The sequence below is a fragment of the Pseudomonas sp. LBUM1679 genome, assembly GCF_059695565.1.
On sequence record NZ_CP166774.1, the window covers coordinates 35,578 to 52,814 of the forward strand.

The window sequence follows — 17,237 nt, forward strand, 5'->3', positions numbered from 1 at the left end:
TTCATCACCGACAGAGCTGGCTGAACCTCTCGTCAGACCTTTCTCCGGCGAAAGCTGGGTGAAAGCTTGCGCGATTAGGATCGCCCCACTACCGGCAACAGACCGGTTGGCCAATGCCAGTGTTTTATCGCTCGCACAGCCCATTTAACAACAACAATGGTGATCCTGATGTCTTCTGCTACTCGCCGCTTCGCCGCCACTCCACCCGTACGTCTCGTGCTTCCCGTTCTGCGCTGACCCCAACCGGTTCGCCCATTCCCTAGCCGCGCTATGCCTGGAGTACTCCCATGCTGACTTTCCTTGGCTTTGCCATGGTCATCACGTTCATGTTCCTGATCATGACCAAGCGCCTGTCTGCGCTGATCGCGTTGATCATCATCCCGATCCTGTTTGCCCTGTTCGGTGGGTTCGCGCCGAAGATCGGCCCGATGATGCTCGACGGCATTACCAAGCTGGCGCCGACCGGCGTAATGCTGATGTTCGCCATTCTCTACTTTGCCCTGATGATCGACTCCGGCCTGTTCGACCCGGCCGTGCGCAAGATCCTCAAGCTGGTCAAGGGCGACCCGCTGAAAGTGTCGGTCGGCACCGCCGTGCTGGCGCTCGTGGTTTCCCTCGATGGTGACGGCGCGACCACTTACATGATCTGCGTGGCCGCCATGCTGCCGCTCTACAGCCGCATCGGCATGAGCCCGCGGATCATGGCCGGTCTGATCATCCTCGCCGGTGGTGTGATGAACATGACGCCATGGGGCGGCCCGACCGCGCGTGCGGCCAGTGCGCTGCATGTCGATCCGTCCGACATCTTTGTGCCGATGGTGCCCGCGATGCTGGCCGGCGTCGTAGCGATCCTGGCGATTGCCTACTTCTACGGTAAGCGTGAACGTGCCCGTCTGGGTGAATTGCACCTGGTGGGCGATGAAATCGACCACAGCGAAATCACTGTTTCCCAATTCCCGGATGCCCGGCGTCCGAAGCTGATCTGGTTCAACGGCGCCCTGACGCTGGGCCTGATGTGCACCCTGATCGCCGGCCTGTTGCCGCTGCCCGTGTTGTTCATGGTGGCCTTCAGTATCGCGATGATCGTCAATTACCCGTGCCTGCAACAGCAGAAGGACCGCATCTCGGCCCACGCCGGTAGCGTGCTGGCCGTGGTCGGGCTGATCTTTGCCGCGGGCATCTTCACCGGTATCCTCTCGGGCACCGGCATGGTCGATGCGATGTCGAAAAGCCTGCTGGCGGTTATCCCGGACTTTCTCGGCCCGTACCTGGCGGTCATCACCGCGCTGGTGAGCATGCCGTTCACGTTCTTCATGTCCAACGATGCATTTTATTACGGTGTGTTACCGGTGCTGACCGAGGCCGCCAGTCACTACGGTATAACCGCGGTGGAAATGGCACGTGCCTCGATCGTCGGTCAGCCCGTCCACTTGTTGAGCCCGCTGGTACCATCGACTTACCTGTTGGTGGCGCTGGCCGGGATCGATTTCGGTGATCATCAGCGGTTCACCTTGAAGTGGGCAGTGCTGGTTTGCCTGTGCATACTGGTCGCCGCATTGCTGATGGGGATTTTTCCGCTGTTCAGCACTCTATAAGCCCAAGACTCACCATGACGGGTCCGGCTTCGTGGTTTGAAGTCCGGGCCCGGCCTGGTTTAACACTCGCTCAAAGGAATACACATGGAATGGCTGACCAACCCTGAAATCTGGGTTGCCTTCTTTACCCTGACCGCCCTGGAAATCGTCCTGGGTATCGATAACATCATCATGATTTCGATCCTGGTCAGCCGCATGCCCAAACACATGCAGCAGCGCACCCGGATCTTCGGCCTGGCCCTGGCCATGGTCACGCGGATTCTGTTGCTGCTGTCGATCACCTGGGTCATGCGCCTCACCGCCGACCTGTTTGAAGTGTTCGGCCAGGCCATCTCCGGGCGTGACCTGATCCTGTTCTTCGGTGGCCTGTTCCTGCTGTGGAAGAGCTCACAAGAGATGTACCACGCGCTGGAAGGCGAGGACGAAAGCGGCGACGAGCCTTCGGGCAAGGGCGGCAACTTCCTCTACACCATCATCCAGATCGCGATCATCGACATCGTGTTCTCGCTGGACTCCGTGATCACCGCGGTGGGCATGGTTTCCCACGTACCGGTCATGGTGGCAGCGATCATCGTTGCGGTGCTGGTGATGATGGTCGCCTCGCGCACCATCAGCGAGTTCATCGACAAGCACCCTTCGCTGAAAATGCTGGCGCTGTCGTTCCTGCTGCTGGTCGGTACCGTTTTGATCGCCGAGTCTCTGGATGTGCATCTGCCAAAAGGCTATGTCTACTTCGCGATGGCGTTCTCGCTGGCGGTGGAGGCAATCAACATCAAGCTGCGCACCGCGATGGCGAAAAAGCGTAAACAGCAGGATCCGGTGAAACTGCGCAAGGATGTTCCGGGGCAGTAACCCGAGGGACCTGTAGGAGCGAGCTCGCTCGCGAAGGCCTCAAGGGCGACGCGTTCATTCAGACGATACGCGTAATCGTTGACGTCCATCGCGAGCAAGCTCGCTCCTACATGAACAGGGGCCTTCGGGCCCCTTTTTCATTCTGCATCAAACTGTTTTTATGACAGTTTTGTTTCAATCACTTGTTTAGCTATGCGATGCTGGCGCCCAGACCGTTAGCCAACTACAGCTTAAGTACAGAACGTAGAAAAACGCGCGGCACCGTCAACTTGCCCCATTGGGGCGCTACCACCACAGGGGGCCTGCATGCTCACCCTGCTCAATTTGTTATCTGCCGTGGCCTTGTTGATCTGGGGCACGCACATCGTCCGAACCGGCATCTTGCGGGTCTACGGTTCCAACTTGCGCCACGTCATCGGTCAGAACATGTCCAGGCGCTGGTTGGCATTCATCTCGGGAATCGTGGTGACAGCCATGGTCCAGAGCAGCAACGCCACCGCCATGCTCGTCACCTCTTTTGTCGGTCAGGGCTTGATGGCGCTGACCCCGGCCCTGGCGACCATGCTCGGGGCCGACGTGGGTACCGCGCTGATGGCGCGAGTGCTGACCCTGGACCTGTCGTGGTTGTCGCCGCTGCTGATTTTCCTCGGGGTGATTTTCTTCCTGTCCCGCAAACAGACCCGACTGGGGCAAATGGGCCGCGTCAGTATCGGCCTGGGGCTGATCATTCTGGCACTGCAACTGATCGTCGAATCCGCCGCGCCGATCACCCAGGCCCAGGGTGTGAAAGTGATCTTTGCCTCGCTGACCGGCGACATTCTGCTCGATGCCCTGGTCGGCGCGCTGTTCGCAATGATTTCCTATTCCAGCCTGGCTGCCGTCCTGCTGACGGCGACCCTGGCCGGTGCCGCGGTGATCAGTCTGCCAGTGGCCATCGGCCTGGTGATCGGCGCCAACATTGGCAGCGGCATCCTCGCCTTTCTCAGCACCAGCATGCAGAACGCGGCTGGCCGCCAAGTTGCGTTGGGTAGCCTGCTGTACAAGTTGATCGGCCTGCTGCTGATCATTCCGGTACTCGATCCCCTGGCGCATTGGATGGATGGCCTGGACTTCAGTCCCCAGGAAACGGTCATCGGCTTTCACCTGCTCTACAACACCGCCCGCTGCCTGATCCTGCTGCCCAGTGTCGGGCCGATGGCCAGGTTCTGTGCGTGGGTGTTGCCGGAGCGTCCGCAAGTCAACGGTACCGCCAAACCGCGGCATCTTGACCCGACGGCGTTGGTCACCCCCAGCCTGGCGCTGGCCAACGCCGCCCGCGAAACCCTGCGCATCGGCGATCTGATCGACAACATGCTTGAAGCCATGCTCGACGTGCTGCGTGGCAAGCAAACCGCCGTCACCCAGGAAATGCGCCGCCTGAGCGATGATGTGGAAGCGCTCTACGGCGCCATCAAGCTCTATCTGGCGCAAATGCCCCGGGAAGATCTCAGCGACCAGGACAGTCGGCGCTGGGCGGAAATTATCGAGCTGGCGATCAATCTCAAACTCGCCAGCGACCTGATCGAGCGCATGTTGCGCAAGGTCCAGCAGCAGAAAACCTCGCAACGCCGGTCTTTTTCCGAGATCGGGCTGGAAGAATTGGCGGGGCTGCACCACCAATTGATAGCCAACTTGCGCCTCGGGTTGTCGGTATTCCTCAGTGCCGATAAGGAAAGTGCCCGCCAGTTGCTGCGGGAGAAACGTCGCTTTCGCGCACAGGAGCGCCGTTTGGCCCATGCTCACGTCAGTCGATTGCAGCGTAAGATCGTGCAGAGTATCGAAACCAGCTCGCTGCACCTGGAGCTGATCGCGGACATGAAGCGTCTGAACTCGCTGTTCTGCAGCAGCGCTTATGTGGTGCTGGAAACCTCGGACACCGGCGCACTGGCTGTCGATGATTTGGCAGACATCACGCATTCGCCTTGAACGTCTGGCAGAGTGGTCAGTCAGTAACATTGATTCAGCCTCAAGATCGCTATCGCGGGCAAGCCCGCTCCCACAGTAGATATTGGTGTACTCGAAATTGTGTTCGGCCCAGATCACCAGTGGGAGCGGGCTTGCCCGCGATAGCGGCCTGAAGGACGACACGGATCTCCGATTGATTGCCTGGAAGCTAGCTATGCGTTGCCTGTTGTTCGCCTGCCTGTTGCTCGGTTCATTCCCTTCATTTGCCCTGGATCGTTTTCAGGTCGAGGGCTATCCCCTGCCCAACGGCCTGCAATTGCTGCTCAAGCCCGGCACCGAGCGCGGGCATGTGGCGATTCGTCTGGTGGTCGGCGTCGGTATCGATGATTTCAGCTGTGCCGACAAAGAGCTGCCGCACCTGCTTGAGCACTTGCTGTTCACCGGCATCGATGCCACTGGCGAAGGCGGCCTGGAGGAACGCATGCAGGCCCTGGGCGGTGAGTGGAACGCTTTCACCAGCAATGCCGACACGACATTCGTCATCGAGGCCCCGGCGAAAAACCAGCGTAAGGTCCTCGATCTGCTGTTGGCGCTGCTGACCCAGACCCGAATCGACGACAACTCGATCAATGCCGCCAAACAAGTGGTCGAGCGCGAAGACGGTGGCCATTACACTCACCTGCAGCGCTGGCTGGATCGCCAGGACCTGGGCCATACGGCGAGTAATCAGCTGGCCGTGGAACTGGGCCTCAAATGCCCCGAGCGGGCCGAGGTCGATTACCTGACCCGCGAACAACTGGAGACGGTGCGCAAGGCCTGGTACGCGCCCAACAACATGACCCTGATCGTGGTCGGCGACCTCGACCGCTTGCTGCCGGCTTATCTGGAGCGGTCCTGGGGGGCGCTTGAAGCGGTCGACCCGACCGATCACCCGCCCCTGCCAGATATCAAGACCAGCGCCGCCCATGAGCGCACGCTGAATCATGGTTTTGTCGGCGGTGCTGCCAAATTGCACTGGCTGGTACCGGAGCCGGTGCAGGAGGATCAGCACGATCAGACCTTCGACTTGCTCAAGGACTATCTGGACTGGGCGCTCTATCGTCAATTGCGCCTGACCCATGGTTTGTCCTACGGCCCCTCGGCCGAGCGTGAGCTGTTTGGCGGAGTGGGCTTCATGAGCCTGAACGCGGACCTCGACCGCGATGACGTGCCCGAGGCCAAACAGGTGCTGGATGAGTTGAAGGCCGGGTTGCTCAAGGACGGCCTGAATGTCGACACCTTCAACCGTCTCAAGCAGGCCGCCATCGCCCGCCAGGCCTGGGCCGTGCAAGGCAACAGCGCACTGGCCGATTATTATTGGAGTGCCCTTGGGAGCTACGAGGACGGCCGTTTCGCCGACCCGTCCAAGGAACTGCGAGGGGTGACGCTGGCAGAGGCGAACAAGGCCATGCGTGAATTGCTGCTGCAACCGGGCTATCTGCGGATCGAAAAACCGTTGATCAGTGATGACCAGCTGGTGTGGGCGATGGCCGGGGTGATGGGGCTGATCGTCCTCGGATTGCTGGGCTGGCGCTTGCAACGCAGAAAATAAGTATGCCTTGTGGCGAGGGAGCTTGTCGGAACGCCGCATCGTCCCGCTCGGCTGCGCAGCAGTCGCGAAACCGGTGCATTCGTTCTAGCTGAGGCTATGCGGTGTCTTTTTTGGGGGGCGCTTCGCACCCCAGCGGGAGCAAGCTCCCTCGCCACAGTGCTGTCGACCACCCTCGCCACACCGTCCCCCGGGCGGTACTCTGTCGAGGATTTTTCCCACGACTATTGCGAACCGCCGAATGCCTACCCTGACCCTTTTCGTACAGCGCATCCTGATTTTGATGAAGCGCTACCCAGGGGTCATTGCGCTCGGCGGTTTCATTTCCGGGGTCGGCAGCTTCATGCTGGTGGATCGTCAGCAAGGTCTGGCGACGTGGATCACCATCATCATGCTGATCAGCTGGATCTGGCTGATGCTGGAAAACAGCCTGACCAAGCTCTTCGCCAGAATCTTCAACCGCGAAATCCCCCGGCCGTTGCTGCGTTACGCCACGCAGATGATTCACCAGGAAAGCCTGTTCTTCGTCCTGCCCTTCTTTTTTATCACCACCACCTGGAACAGCGGCCAGTTATTCTTTACCGGGATGCTGGGCATTGCCGCACTGATTTCCATCATTGACCCGCTCTACTACAAATGGCTGGCACCCCGACGCTGGGCGTTCCTGGCGCTGCATACGCTAACGTTGTTCGCGGCACTGCTGACCGCCCTGCCCGTCATCCTGCACCTGACCACCTCCCAAAGTTTCAAACTGGCCCTGGGCACCGCAGTCGTGCTGTCTTTCCCGAGCCTGGCGTCGATCTTCCCGATCAGAACCGTGCGCAACGCGTTGGCCATCCTGAGCATCACCGTGGGCATCGGCGGCGTCGGTTGGGTGCTGCGATCGTGGGTGCCGCCGGCAACGCTGTGGATGACCGATGTGGCGATCAGCACCCAAATGCAGGACCGCACCCCCGGCGACAGCCTCGATGAAGTCAGCGTCGAGCAGATTCGCGGCGGCGGGCTGTACGCCTACACCGCGATCAACGCCCCGCGCGGTCTGGGCGAGCGGATTTATCACGTCTGGCAGTTCAACGGCAAAGAGGTCGATCGCATCGCCCTGGATATTCGCGGCGGGCGCAAGGAAGGCTACCGGGCCTGGACCCACAAGCAGAACTTCCCCGGTAACCCCGCGGGCAAGTGGCAGGTTCGGGTGCTGACCGAGGACGGCCAACTGATCGGGGTGCTGCGTTTCGAGATCACGGACAGCACATCGGTCAAAGAAAAGTAAGGCGGTTCATGCTATTAACGTAGGCCTGCGTAACAGCCGAAAAAGCATGGAGCTTATGACCAGCAACACAGTGGCCGGCAATGCCCGACTGGACACCTCTGACACCCCTGCTCAACTGCAGATTACGGGTGACTGGACGCTCGCCCATTACGCCGATCTCAAGCGCCTGAGCGAACAACTGCACGGCCGCTACGACGATAGCACCCACATTGACCTTAACGGCCTCGGCGCGCTCGATACCGCCGGTGCATCGTTACTGGTGGAGTTGCTTGGGTCCGAGCGTCTTGGCAAGTCGGCCGAGCATCCCGATTGCACCCTGTCCTCTGCCGACCGCGCCCTGTTGCAAACCGTCTATTGCTCGCTGACCGACTTCTGCGTTCCGATCAAGGCGCCGCAAACCAGCGTCGGCATCCAACTGCTGACCCGCATCGGCCGCGCGGTGGCAACGGTCTGGCAGGACACCCTGCAACTGCTGGGCTTCGTCGGCCTGATCCTGGAAACCATGGCCCGCTGCCTGTTTCGCCCCAAGCGCTGGCGCCTGACGCCGATGGTGGCGCACATCGAACAGACCGGCCTGGATGCTGCGCCCATCGTCGCCCTGTTGACCTTTCTGGTGGGTGCCGTGGTGGCATTTCTCGGGGCGACGGTGCTGTCGAGTTTCGGCGCGAGTATTTTTACCGTGGACCTGGTGGCGTTCTCCTTCCTGCGCGAATTCGGTGTGTTGCTGACCGCGATCCTGATGGCCGGGCGCACAGCCAGTGCATTCACTGCGCAAATCGGCTCGATGAAGGCCAACGAAGAAATCGACGCCATCCGGACCCTGGGTCTGGACCCCATGGAACTGCTGGTGGTGCCGCGCGTCCTGGCGCTGCTGGTGGCGCTGCCGATGTTGACGTTCCTGGCGATGCTTTCGGGGATTATCGGTGGCGGCGTGGTCTGCGCGGTGTCGCTGGATATTTCACCGGCGATGTTCCTGTCGCTGTTGCAAACCGATATCGGCGTTCAGCATTTTCTGGTGGGGATCGTCAAAGCGCCGATCTTCGCGTTTCTCATCGCCGCGATTGGTTGCCTTGAGGGCTTCAAGGTCAGCGGCAGCGCCGAATCTGTCGGCGCCCACACCACGTCGAGTGTGGTCCAGTCGATTTTCGTGGTAATCGTGCTCGACGCCGTGGCCGCACTGTTTTTCATGGAGATGGGCTGGTGAGTCGAATACCCCGAGCGCCCACCGAGGCGGTGATCGAAGTCCGTGGGCTGTGCAATCGTTTCGGCAGCCAGAGTGTGCACGAGAGCCTGGACCTGGACTTGTACAAGGGCGAGATCCTCGCCGTGGTGGGCGGTTCCGGTAGCGGTAAGTCGGTGCTGCTGCGCAGTATTGTCGGTTTGCGTCAGCCCAGTGAAGGCGTGGTAAAAGTCTTTGGCAAGAACCTGCCGACGCTGGCCGAACATGAGCGCTCGCTGGTCGAACGGCGCTTTGGCGTGCTGTTTCAGAAAGGTGCCCTGTTCTCTTCGCTGACCGTGACCGAGAACGTGGCCTTGCCCCTGATCGAGCATGCTGGACTGAGCCGCGACGACGCCGAGCATCTGGCGGCGGTGAAGCTCGCCCTGTCGGGGCTGCCGCTGTCGGCGGCGGACAAATACCCTGCTTCGCTGTCCGGCGGCATGATCAAGCGTGCGGCGCTGGCCCGGGCGTTGGCGCTGGACCCGGACATCCTGTTTCTCGATGAACCCACCGCCGGCCTCGATCCCATTGGTGCGGCGGCGTTCGATCAATTGATCCTGACCCTGCGCGATGCCCTGGGCTTGAGCGTGTTTCTGGTGACCCACGACCTCGACACCCTCTACACCATCACCGACCGGGTCGCCGTGCTGGCGCAGAAGAAAGTGCTGGTGGCCGATGCCATCGATGTCGTTTCGGAAACAGACGATGCATGGATTCACGAATACTTCCATGGCCCTCGCGGCCGCGCGGCGCTGACCGCCGCTAACCAGCTAAACGAGGCCTGACATGGAAACCCGAGCCCATCATGTATTGATCGGCCTGTTCACCGTGATTGTGGTGGCAGGCGCCCTGCTCTTCGGCCTGTGGCTGGCGAAATCCAGCATCGACACCGAGTTCAAGGACTACGAAATCGTCTTCAACGAGGCGGTCAGCGGTTTGTCCAAGGGCAGCGCCGTGCAGTACAGCGGGATCAAGGTCGGCGACGTGGTGACGTTGCGCCTGGACCCGAAAGACCCGCGCCGGGTGCTGGCGCGCATCCGCCTGGGCGGTGATACGCCCATCAAGGAAGACACCGAGGCCAAACTGGCGCTGACCGGGATTACCGGGACCTCGATCATCCAACTCAGCGGTGGCACGCCACAGAGCCCGACGCTCAGGGGCAAGGACGGTGATTTACCTACGATCATTGCATCGCCCTCGCCTATCGCCCGACTGCTCAATGACAGCACCGACCTGATGGCCGGCGTGAACGCGCTGATGCACAACGCCAATCAGATGTTTTCTTCGGAGAATGTCGAGCGCATCAGCAAGACCCTTGAGCATCTGGAGCAAACCACCGGCACCCTCGCCGATCAGCGCGGCGACATCCGCCAGGCCATGCAACAACTGGGTGCCATCGGCAAGCAGGCCACGGCCACGCTGGAGCAGACCGCCGCGTTGATGCGCAATGCCAACGGCTTGATCAGCGATCAGGGCAAACAGATGTTCGGCAGTGCCGAACAGGCCATGAAATCGCTGGAACAGAGCAGCGCCACGATCAACAAGCTGCTCACCAACAATCGGGATTCGCTGAACAGCGGGATGCAGGGCCTCAATGGCCTGGCGCCGGCTGTGCGTGAATTGCGCGATACCCTGACGTCGTTGCGGGCCATTTCCCAGCGCCTGGAAGCCAACCCCAGCGGTTATTTGCTGGGCAACGACAAGAACAAGGAATTCACGCCATGAAAGTGAGCCGCCTCGCCATCCTCGCCGCCTTTGCGTTGACCGGTTCCTGCTCGATCCTGCCCAAGTCCGAGCCGTCGGATGTCTATCGGCTACCGACGTCCCAGAGCAGCGCCTCAGGCAATCAAGGCATGCCGCAACCCTGGTCGCTTCGCCTGACAAAGCCGCAGGCCAGCCAGGCTTTGAACAGCCCGAACATCGCGGTGATCCCGCAGGGTGACCTGATCAGCAGCTATAAGGCTTCACGCTGGAGCGACCCGGCGCCGGTGCTGCTGCGTAATCGTCTGCTCGATGGTTTCCAGCGTGACGGTCGGGTGTCGCTGCTGAGTACCGATGACAGTAATTTCCAGGCGGACCTGGAGCTGGGCGGCAATCTGCAGGCGTTCCAGACGGAATACCAGGACCGCACTGCGAGCGTGGTCGTGCGGCTGGATGCGTTGCTGGTGCGCGGTCATGACCAGCGGATCCTCGCCAGCCGGCGTTTTGAAGTGCGTCAGCCGTTGAGCGATGTGAAGGTGCCAGCGGTGGTGGCCGGGTTTGGCCAGGCGAGTGACCGGTTGACGGCACAGGTGGTGGTCTGGGCGGTTGAGCAAGGGCAAAAAGCGGCGCTGCCATCAAGGCCCTGAGTCCAACACTGAGCCCTGTGGGAGCGGGCTTGCTCGCGAAGGCTTTGTGTCAGTCGACATCAATACTGAATGACACACCGCTTTCGCGAGCAAGCCCGCTCCCACAGGGGATCTCGGTTAGCCAAAGAACCAGTAGCAAACGCCGATAGCGCCGAGAACGCCGGCCAGTTCCGCCAGCAACGCACAGCCCACCGCATGCCGCGCCCGTTGGATGCCCACTGCACCGAAGTACACCGCCAGCACATAGAACGTCGTTTCCGTACTGCCCTGCACCGTCGCCGCCACCAGTGCCGGGAAGCTGTCGACCCCGGAGGTCTTCATGGTTTCGATCAGCATCGCCCGGGCCGCGCTACCGGAGAATGGCTTGACCATGGCGGTCGGCAAGGCATCGACGAAGCGCGTGTCCCAGCCGGCCCACTCCACCAGATGCCGAATCCCGTCCAGACCAAAATCCAGCGCCCCGGACGCCCGCAGCACGCCGACGGCACAGAGCATCGCCACCAGATACGGCAGCAGGTTCTTCGCCACATCGAAGCCTTCTTTGGCGCCTTCGATGAACGCCTCGTAGACCTTCACCTTGCGCAACGCACCAATCACCAGAAACAGCATGATCAGCCCGAACAGCGTCAGGTTGCCGAGGATCGATGACAGGCCGGCCAGAGCGGTCGCCGAGAGCGTCGCCAGCAGCGCCATGAAGCCACCCAGTATCAGGGCGCCGGGAATCAGGTACGCGAGCACCACCGGGTCCCACAGGCGCAGACGTTGCATGACCGCCACTGACAATAGACCTACCAGCGTCGAGCAACTGGTCGCCAGCAGAATGGGCAGAAATACCAGCGTCGGATCGGGCGCACCTTGCTGGGCGCGGTACATGAAAATCGTCACCGGCAACAGGGTCAGGGAAGAGGCGTTAAGCACCAGGAACAGGATCTGGGCATTGCTGGCAATGGTGGCGCTGGGGTTGAGCTCTTGCAGCGCCTTCATGGCCTTGAGGCCGATTGGCGTGGCGGCGTTGTCCAGGCCCAGGCCATTGGCGGCAAAGTTGAGCGTGATCAGGCCGATAGCGGGGTGACCGGCCGGCACTTCCGGCATCAGGCGCAGGAACAATGGCCCCAACGCCTTGGCCAGCCAGTCGACGATCCCGGCTTTCTCGGCGATCCGCAGAAAGCCCAGCCAGAGGGTGAGGGTGCCGAACAACAAGACCATGACCTCGACCGACAATTTGGCCATGGCGAAAATGCTTTCCACCATCGCCGCGAAGATCCCGGCGTTGCCACCGATCAACCACTGCGCCAGCGCCGATACGGCTGCCACGATGAAGAAGCCGAGCCACAGGCCATTGAGCATCAGTTAAATCCCCCAAAGAATGCGGCGAATGATAGCGGGGTAGCCAGAAACGACAAACCCCGGATTTCTCCGGGGTTTGTCTGAGGGGTTGCGTCCTGCACTTAATGTGCTTGCAACCCCGTACTGTAGGAGCCGGCTTGCTGGCGAACGGGGCGCCGCGGTGTATCAGTCACTGCGCGTTATCGTTTTTCGCCAGGCCGGCTCCTACAGGGTTTGTATCAGCTGTTCGAGGTTTCGCCAGCCGGCAATTTTTCCTTGCTGCGCCAGTGCGGCAGGGAGTTCCAGTAGCGCTGGCCCTTGGCGTCGTCGTACATGCCTTCCCAACGAGAAATGACCAATACGGCCAACGCATTGCCGATCACGTTCAGTGCGGTACGGGCCATGTCCATGATGCGGTCGACACCGGCGATGAACGCCAGGCCTTCCAATGGAATACCCACGCTGCCCAATGTTGCCAGCAGCACCACGAAGGACACACCCGGCACGCCGGCGATGCCTTTGGAGGTGACCATCAACGTCAGCACCAGCAGCAATTGCTGGCTGATGGACAGGTCGATGCCATACAGCTGGGCAATGAAAATCGCCGCAATGCTCTGGTACAGGGTCGAGCCGTCGAGGTTGAACGAGTAACCGGTCGGTACCACGAAGCTGCAGATGGCTTTCGGTGCGCCGTAGGCTTCCATCTTCTCGATGACACGTGGCAGCACGGTTTCGGAGCTGGCGGTGGAGTAGGCCAGCACCAGCTCATCCTTGAAGATGCGCATCAGCTTGATCACCGAGAAACCGAACAGGCGAGCAATCAAGCCCAGCACCATGAAGGCGAAGAAGGCGATGGCGAAGTAAACCAGGAGCACCAGTTTGGCCAGCGGCAGCAGGGAGGCGAAGCCGAAGTTGGCCACAGTCACCGCGATCAGTGCGAAAACGCCGATCGGGGCGTAGCTCATGATCATGTGGGTGACTTTGAACATGCTTTCCGACACGCCCTGGAACAACTTCACCAGCGGGTCGCGCAAATCAGGTTTCAGGCTCGACAAGCCGAGGCCGAACAACACCGAGAAGAAGATGATCGGCAACATCTCGCCACGGGCGATAGCCGCGAAGATGTTCGACGGGATCAGGTTGAGGATGGTTTCGATGAACGCGTGTTCATGCTGCACCTCGGCGGCTGTGGCCTGGTACTTGGAAATATCGACGGTACCCAGCGTACTCATGTCGATGCCGGTACCTGGGTGGAACACATTGGCCAGGACCAGGCCGACGACGATGGCAATCGTGGTCACGATTTCGAAGTAGAGGATGGTCTTCAGGCCGATGCTGCCGAGCTTCTTCGCATCGCCGACACCCGCGATACCGACGATCAACGAGGAGACCACGATCGGGATCACGATCATCTTGATCAGACGGATAAAGATATCGCCTGCTGGTTGCAGAACGTTACTGATCCACCAGGCTTTTTCGGCACTGAAATGGTTGAGCAGCGCACCGATTGCAATCCCCAATACCAGACCGATGAGGATCTGCCAGGCGAGGCTAAGCTTTGCCTTCTTCATATCTTTACCCTTACTTGCGTTTGACTCAGGCCGATGCAGGAACTGGAACGCTTGTGGCGTAAAAGTGTTGTGCATCTGCCCCCGTATAAGGTGCCCCGGAGCGCTGGATAGTGGCTCTCTGGCAAGCGAAAAAAGGCGCAACTATTCCGATGCAAGGAAGCGACGTCTAATGCCGTAAACGCCTACCCTATGCCGAATCGGCATGAGCTTTTTATAGTGAAACTCGCGTCCCAACCGGTTCGAATACGACATTTCGGCAGGCAAAAGTGCCGTGAACCGGCCATCTCAGGGAATATCGAATGTTTTTTGATCAGTCGGGCGAAGGGTGTTTTTCAAGAAAATCCGACAAGGCGCAGAGAAAATTAACCGCAAAAGGGCGGTAATATTTCTCGATGTACGGTCGTGCGTGGACCACCGGAAAAAGAATTTCCAGGCAGCACGGCAACATTTTGAAAGTGAAACGACGAAATGGGGAAGGATCGCTCTAACTCAACGCTTTGCACGTAGAAGCTCTTCGCAAGTCCGTCGAGCATCTGTGATCGGCGAACTTGCGTCGCAGCTTTTTGCCTGACCCGGCCCTTGCGCAGGCACCCCATGTACCCGTAGGTCACTCCGCCCCTGAAACAGGCAGAACATCCCGACCCCTTGGTCATGCGTCTACCTTCATCGGGCAGCGCATTTGGAAAGAAGCCGTTGGCTTCTTTCGTATCTCAAAATCAGTACCAGTTTGGATCTTTCTTCAGCTGTTCCATCAGCAAATCCTGCATACCCTGGTCTGGTTTTCCCAGAAAACGATAATTGGCATGGCGTGTCGGCGACTTGTCAGCCGGCAATCCCGCAGGCACTTCAACCAGCATAGCGTAGGCATGCTTTTTGTCGAAGCTGACGGCGACAATCAATCGATTATTCAGGCATGTGGCCTGGGATTCGCAAAGCGGCCCCACCAGATACTGGTCGCCGTCTTCTTCAACCGCGTTCATTTGCTCGGCAGCGCCGGACAGGTTCATCACCCATTCCGGCAGGCGTTCTTCTTTCTTCACAACGCCTTGCCAGGTTTCACGGTATTGCGGGTCGGCGCTCAACAGCTCGTTGGCCCGCGTCTGGCCATCATTGGCGGCCATGGCCATGGCACTACCGCCCAGGAGCAGGGCGGCTGCCAGTGTCTTGAAGGAAACGCTCATTTTCAGCCTCGACCGCGGCGGCCAAAGAAGAACGAAGCAATGAACATCACCAGGAACACGACAAAGAGAATCTTGGCGATACCCGTGGCGGTGCCCGCGATACCACCGAAGCCCAGTACTGCAGCGATGATGGCAATGATCAAGAATGTGATTGCCCAGCTCAACATGGTGATTCTCCTTACGCTTCTATTTTAGAGGTGATGCTTGTGGTGCTTTTCCCGGCGCAGCCAGCGCGCCAAGCTCTGTTGGTTCAAGCTCTGTTGGTTAGAACACCCAACGTTCCAGACGGGGCATCTCATCCACAGGCTGGGCCTGGTCGACGTCCATCATCCGCATTGGGGCGAGGTCAGCCTGGTTGCTGCTGGCGGCGCTGAAATGGGTCTGGACCGGATGCTCAATCGTCACGCGCGACGCTTCCTGCTGCGAGTTCTGCTCCCAACGCTGAAACTGCTGGCAGCCGATCAACGTGATCAACAGCGCCAGAACAGCAAACAGACCTTGCTGGATATGCAGTGGCGAGATACGCATTTGGGCGGCACGTTGGCGACTCATCCTGAAGCTCCTCCCACATCGTGGTGATCTTGTTTAGGGCGACGATTTGAATGCCCTGGATAACTGAGTCGTTGCAGCCTGCATGCCAGCTTTTTAACAGAAATAAAATCAATAAAATCAATAAGTTAATAGTGATGCCAAAATCGGGTCGGACGCATCCTGCACGATGGTCTTTCAGCGGTCGGGCGAAATGCACGATCGATGCATAAGAATTTTCAAGTTTTTTGAATTGCCTGAAGGGCATGGATGTCAGAAAAATGATCAGTAGTGCGCCTGTAGACCGGCTATCTGATAAAAAAACAACAAAATCAGTCGATTAGCCGTAGGGTAAGCAGAGAGCTACCCTGTTGTAGGCGGAATCGACCAGAATCAACCATGCAACTTGCCCGATTTTTCCGGGACTAACCAAGATCATTCACTAAGGAGCGTAGGAAAATGGAATCAGCCACTGAGCACCAAGGCCGCATTCTGCTGGTGGACGATGAATCCGCCATCCTGCGTACTTTTCGCTATTGCCTTGAAGATGAAGGCTACAGCGTCGCGACTGCCAACAGCGCTGCACAGGCCGAAGCGTTATTGCAACGTCAGGTCTTCGACTTGTGTTTCCTCGATTTGCGCCTGGGGGAAGACAATGGTCTCGATGTGTTGGCGCAAATGCGCATTCAAGCGCCGTGGATGCGTGTGGTCATCGTCACCGCGCACTCGGCGGTGGACACGGCAGTGGACGCTATCCAGGCCGGTGCCGCCGATTACCTGGTCAAGCCTTGCAGCCCCGACCAACTGCGCCTGGCCACCGCCAAGCAACTGGAAGTGCGACAGCTGTCGGCCCGTCTGGAAGCCCTGGAAGGTGAAGTGCGCAAACCCAAGGATGGCCTGGACTCCCACAGCCCGGCGATGAAAGTAGTGCTCGAAACCGCCCGCCAGGTTGCCAGCACCGATGCCAACATTTTGATTCTCGGCGAGTCCGGTACGGGCAAAGGCGAGCTGTCCCAAGCCATACATGGCTGGAGCAAGCGCGCAAAGAAATCCTGCGTCACGATCAACTGCCCGTCCCTGACTGCCGAACTCATGGAAAGCGAGCTCTTCGGTCACAGCCGTGGTGCCTTCACCGGGGCCAGCGAAAGTACCTTGGGACGTGTCAATCAGGCCGATGGCGGAACGCTGTTTCTTGACGAGATCGGCGACTTTCCCCTGACGTTGCAGCCAAAGTTGCTGCGTTTTATCCAGGACAAGGAATACGAGCGCGTCGGCGACCCGGTCACCCGCCGAGCCGATGTGCGAATTCTCGCAGCCACAAACCTCAATCTGGAGGACATGGTCCGTGACGGCCGTTTCCGTGAAGACCTTCTCTATCGCCTGAACGTGATCACCTTGCACCTGCCGCCGTTGCGGGAGCGCAGAGAAGACATCCTGAACCTGGCCGATCGTTTTCTGGCTCGTTTCGTCAAGGAATACGCGCGTCCGGCACGGGGTTTCAGCGACGCGGCTCGAGAAGCACTGCTCAGCTATCGCTGGCCGGGCAACATCCGCGAGCTGCGTAACGTCGTGGAGCGGGCGAGCATTATCTGTCCGCAAGAGCGGGTAGAGATCAGCCACCTGGGTATGGCCGAAACCCCGGTCAACAACGCGCCTCGGATCGGTGCCGCGTTGAGTCTGGATGAGTTGGAAAAGGCTCATATCGGCGCCGTTCTTGCCACCGCCGACACGCTGGACCAGGCCGCCAAGACGTTGGGCATCGACGCCTCGACGCTGTACCGCAAACGCAAGCAATACAACCTGTGAGCCCCGCCC

General features: G+C 59.7%; 15 protein-coding genes. 10 read left to right on the forward strand and 5 right to left on the reverse strand.

Annotated elements, in window-relative coordinates; all coding sequences use genetic code 11:
- Positions 1-287: 287 nt before the first annotated feature.
- The 9 genes from ACA062_RS00170 to ACA062_RS00210 all read left to right on the forward strand — a co-directional run bounded on the left by ACA062_RS00170 (position 288) and on the right by ACA062_RS00210 (position 10,816).
- Positions 288-1,595: a CitMHS family transporter gene (locus tag ACA062_RS00170; RefSeq protein WP_497454707.1), complete on the forward strand. Its 1,308-nt coding sequence runs from the start codon at positions 288-290 to the stop codon at positions 1,593-1,595.
- Positions 1,596-1,679: 84 nt separating this feature from the next.
- Positions 1,680-2,447, forward strand: coding sequence for a TerC family protein (locus ACA062_RS00175; RefSeq protein WP_497454708.1), 768 nt, complete (start codon positions 1,680-1,682; stop codon positions 2,445-2,447).
- A gap of 306 nt (positions 2,448-2,753) precedes the next feature.
- Positions 2,754-4,412, forward strand: coding sequence for a Na/Pi cotransporter family protein (locus tag ACA062_RS00180; RefSeq protein WP_497454709.1), 1,659 nt, complete (start codon positions 2,754-2,756; stop codon positions 4,410-4,412).
- 193 nt (positions 4,413-4,605) lie between these two features.
- The gene (locus ACA062_RS00185) at positions 4,606-5,982 is read left to right on the forward strand and encodes a M16 family metallopeptidase (RefSeq protein ID WP_497454710.1); all 1,377 of its coding nucleotides are present in this window, start codon (positions 4,606-4,608) and stop codon (positions 5,980-5,982) included.
- Positions 5,983-6,220: 238 nt separating this feature from the next.
- A complete protein-coding gene (locus ACA062_RS00190; RefSeq protein ID WP_497454711.1) occupies positions 6,221-7,249 on the forward strand; it encodes a DUF5924 family protein in 1,029 nt (342 codons plus the stop codon).
- A gap of 55 nt (positions 7,250-7,304) precedes the next feature.
- Positions 7,305-8,453, forward strand: coding sequence for an ABC transporter permease (locus ACA062_RS00195; protein WP_497454712.1), 1,149 nt, complete (start codon positions 7,305-7,307; stop codon positions 8,451-8,453).
- On the forward strand, positions 8,450-9,253 hold the full coding sequence (locus tag ACA062_RS00200; RefSeq protein ID WP_497454713.1) for an ABC transporter ATP-binding protein: 804 nt from the start codon (positions 8,450-8,452) through the stop codon (positions 9,251-9,253). Before ACA062_RS00195 ends, ACA062_RS00200 begins: the two co-directional genes overlap by 4 nt.
- 1 nt (position 9,254) lies before the next feature.
- Entirely contained in the window at positions 9,255-10,193 is a 939-nt protein-coding gene (locus ACA062_RS00205) for an MlaD family protein (protein ID WP_497454714.1), read from the forward strand.
- Positions 10,190-10,816 carry an ABC-type transport auxiliary lipoprotein family protein gene (locus tag ACA062_RS00210; protein ID WP_497454715.1) on the forward strand — a complete coding sequence of 209 codons (627 nt, stop codon included), beginning with the start codon at positions 10,190-10,192 and terminating at the stop codon, positions 10,814-10,816. Before ACA062_RS00205 ends, ACA062_RS00210 begins: the two co-directional genes overlap by 4 nt.
- Positions 10,817-10,933: 117 nt before the next feature.
- Here ACA062_RS00210 and ACA062_RS00215 read toward each other — a convergent pair whose 3' ends face one another.
- The 5 genes from ACA062_RS00215 to ACA062_RS00235 form a co-directional block, all read right to left on the reverse strand.
- Complete coding sequence (locus tag ACA062_RS00215) at positions 10,934-12,163, reverse strand: nucleoside recognition domain-containing protein (protein WP_497454716.1); 1,230 nt, start codon at positions 12,161-12,163, stop codon at positions 10,934-10,936.
- 218 nt (positions 12,164-12,381) lie between these two features.
- Positions 12,382-13,713, reverse strand: coding sequence for a glutamate/aspartate:proton symporter GltP (gene gltP, locus ACA062_RS00220; RefSeq protein ID WP_497454717.1), 1,332 nt, complete (start codon positions 13,711-13,713; stop codon positions 12,382-12,384).
- Between the two features lie 716 nt (positions 13,714-14,429).
- A complete protein-coding gene (locus tag ACA062_RS00225; protein ID WP_497454718.1) occupies positions 14,430-14,894 on the reverse strand; it encodes an inhibitor of vertebrate lysozyme family protein in 465 nt (154 codons plus the stop codon).
- A 2-nt stretch (positions 14,895-14,896) separates the two neighbouring features.
- Positions 14,897-15,061 carry a DUF1328 domain-containing protein gene (locus ACA062_RS00230; protein WP_003177151.1) on the reverse strand — a complete coding sequence of 55 codons (165 nt, stop codon included), beginning with the start codon at positions 15,059-15,061 and terminating at the stop codon, positions 14,897-14,899.
- 97 nt (positions 15,062-15,158) lie between these two features.
- Positions 15,159-15,446, reverse strand: a complete 288-nt coding sequence (locus ACA062_RS00235; RefSeq protein ID WP_497454719.1) for a hypothetical protein — start codon at positions 15,444-15,446, stop codon at positions 15,159-15,161.
- Between the two features lie 435 nt (positions 15,447-15,881).
- On the opposite strand from ACA062_RS00235, the gene algB reads away from it, so the two are divergent.
- Positions 15,882-17,228, forward strand: a complete 1,347-nt coding sequence (gene algB, locus ACA062_RS00240) for a sigma-54-dependent response regulator transcription factor AlgB (protein ID WP_497454720.1) — start codon at positions 15,882-15,884, stop codon at positions 17,226-17,228.
- Positions 17,229-17,237 lie beyond the last annotated feature (9 nt).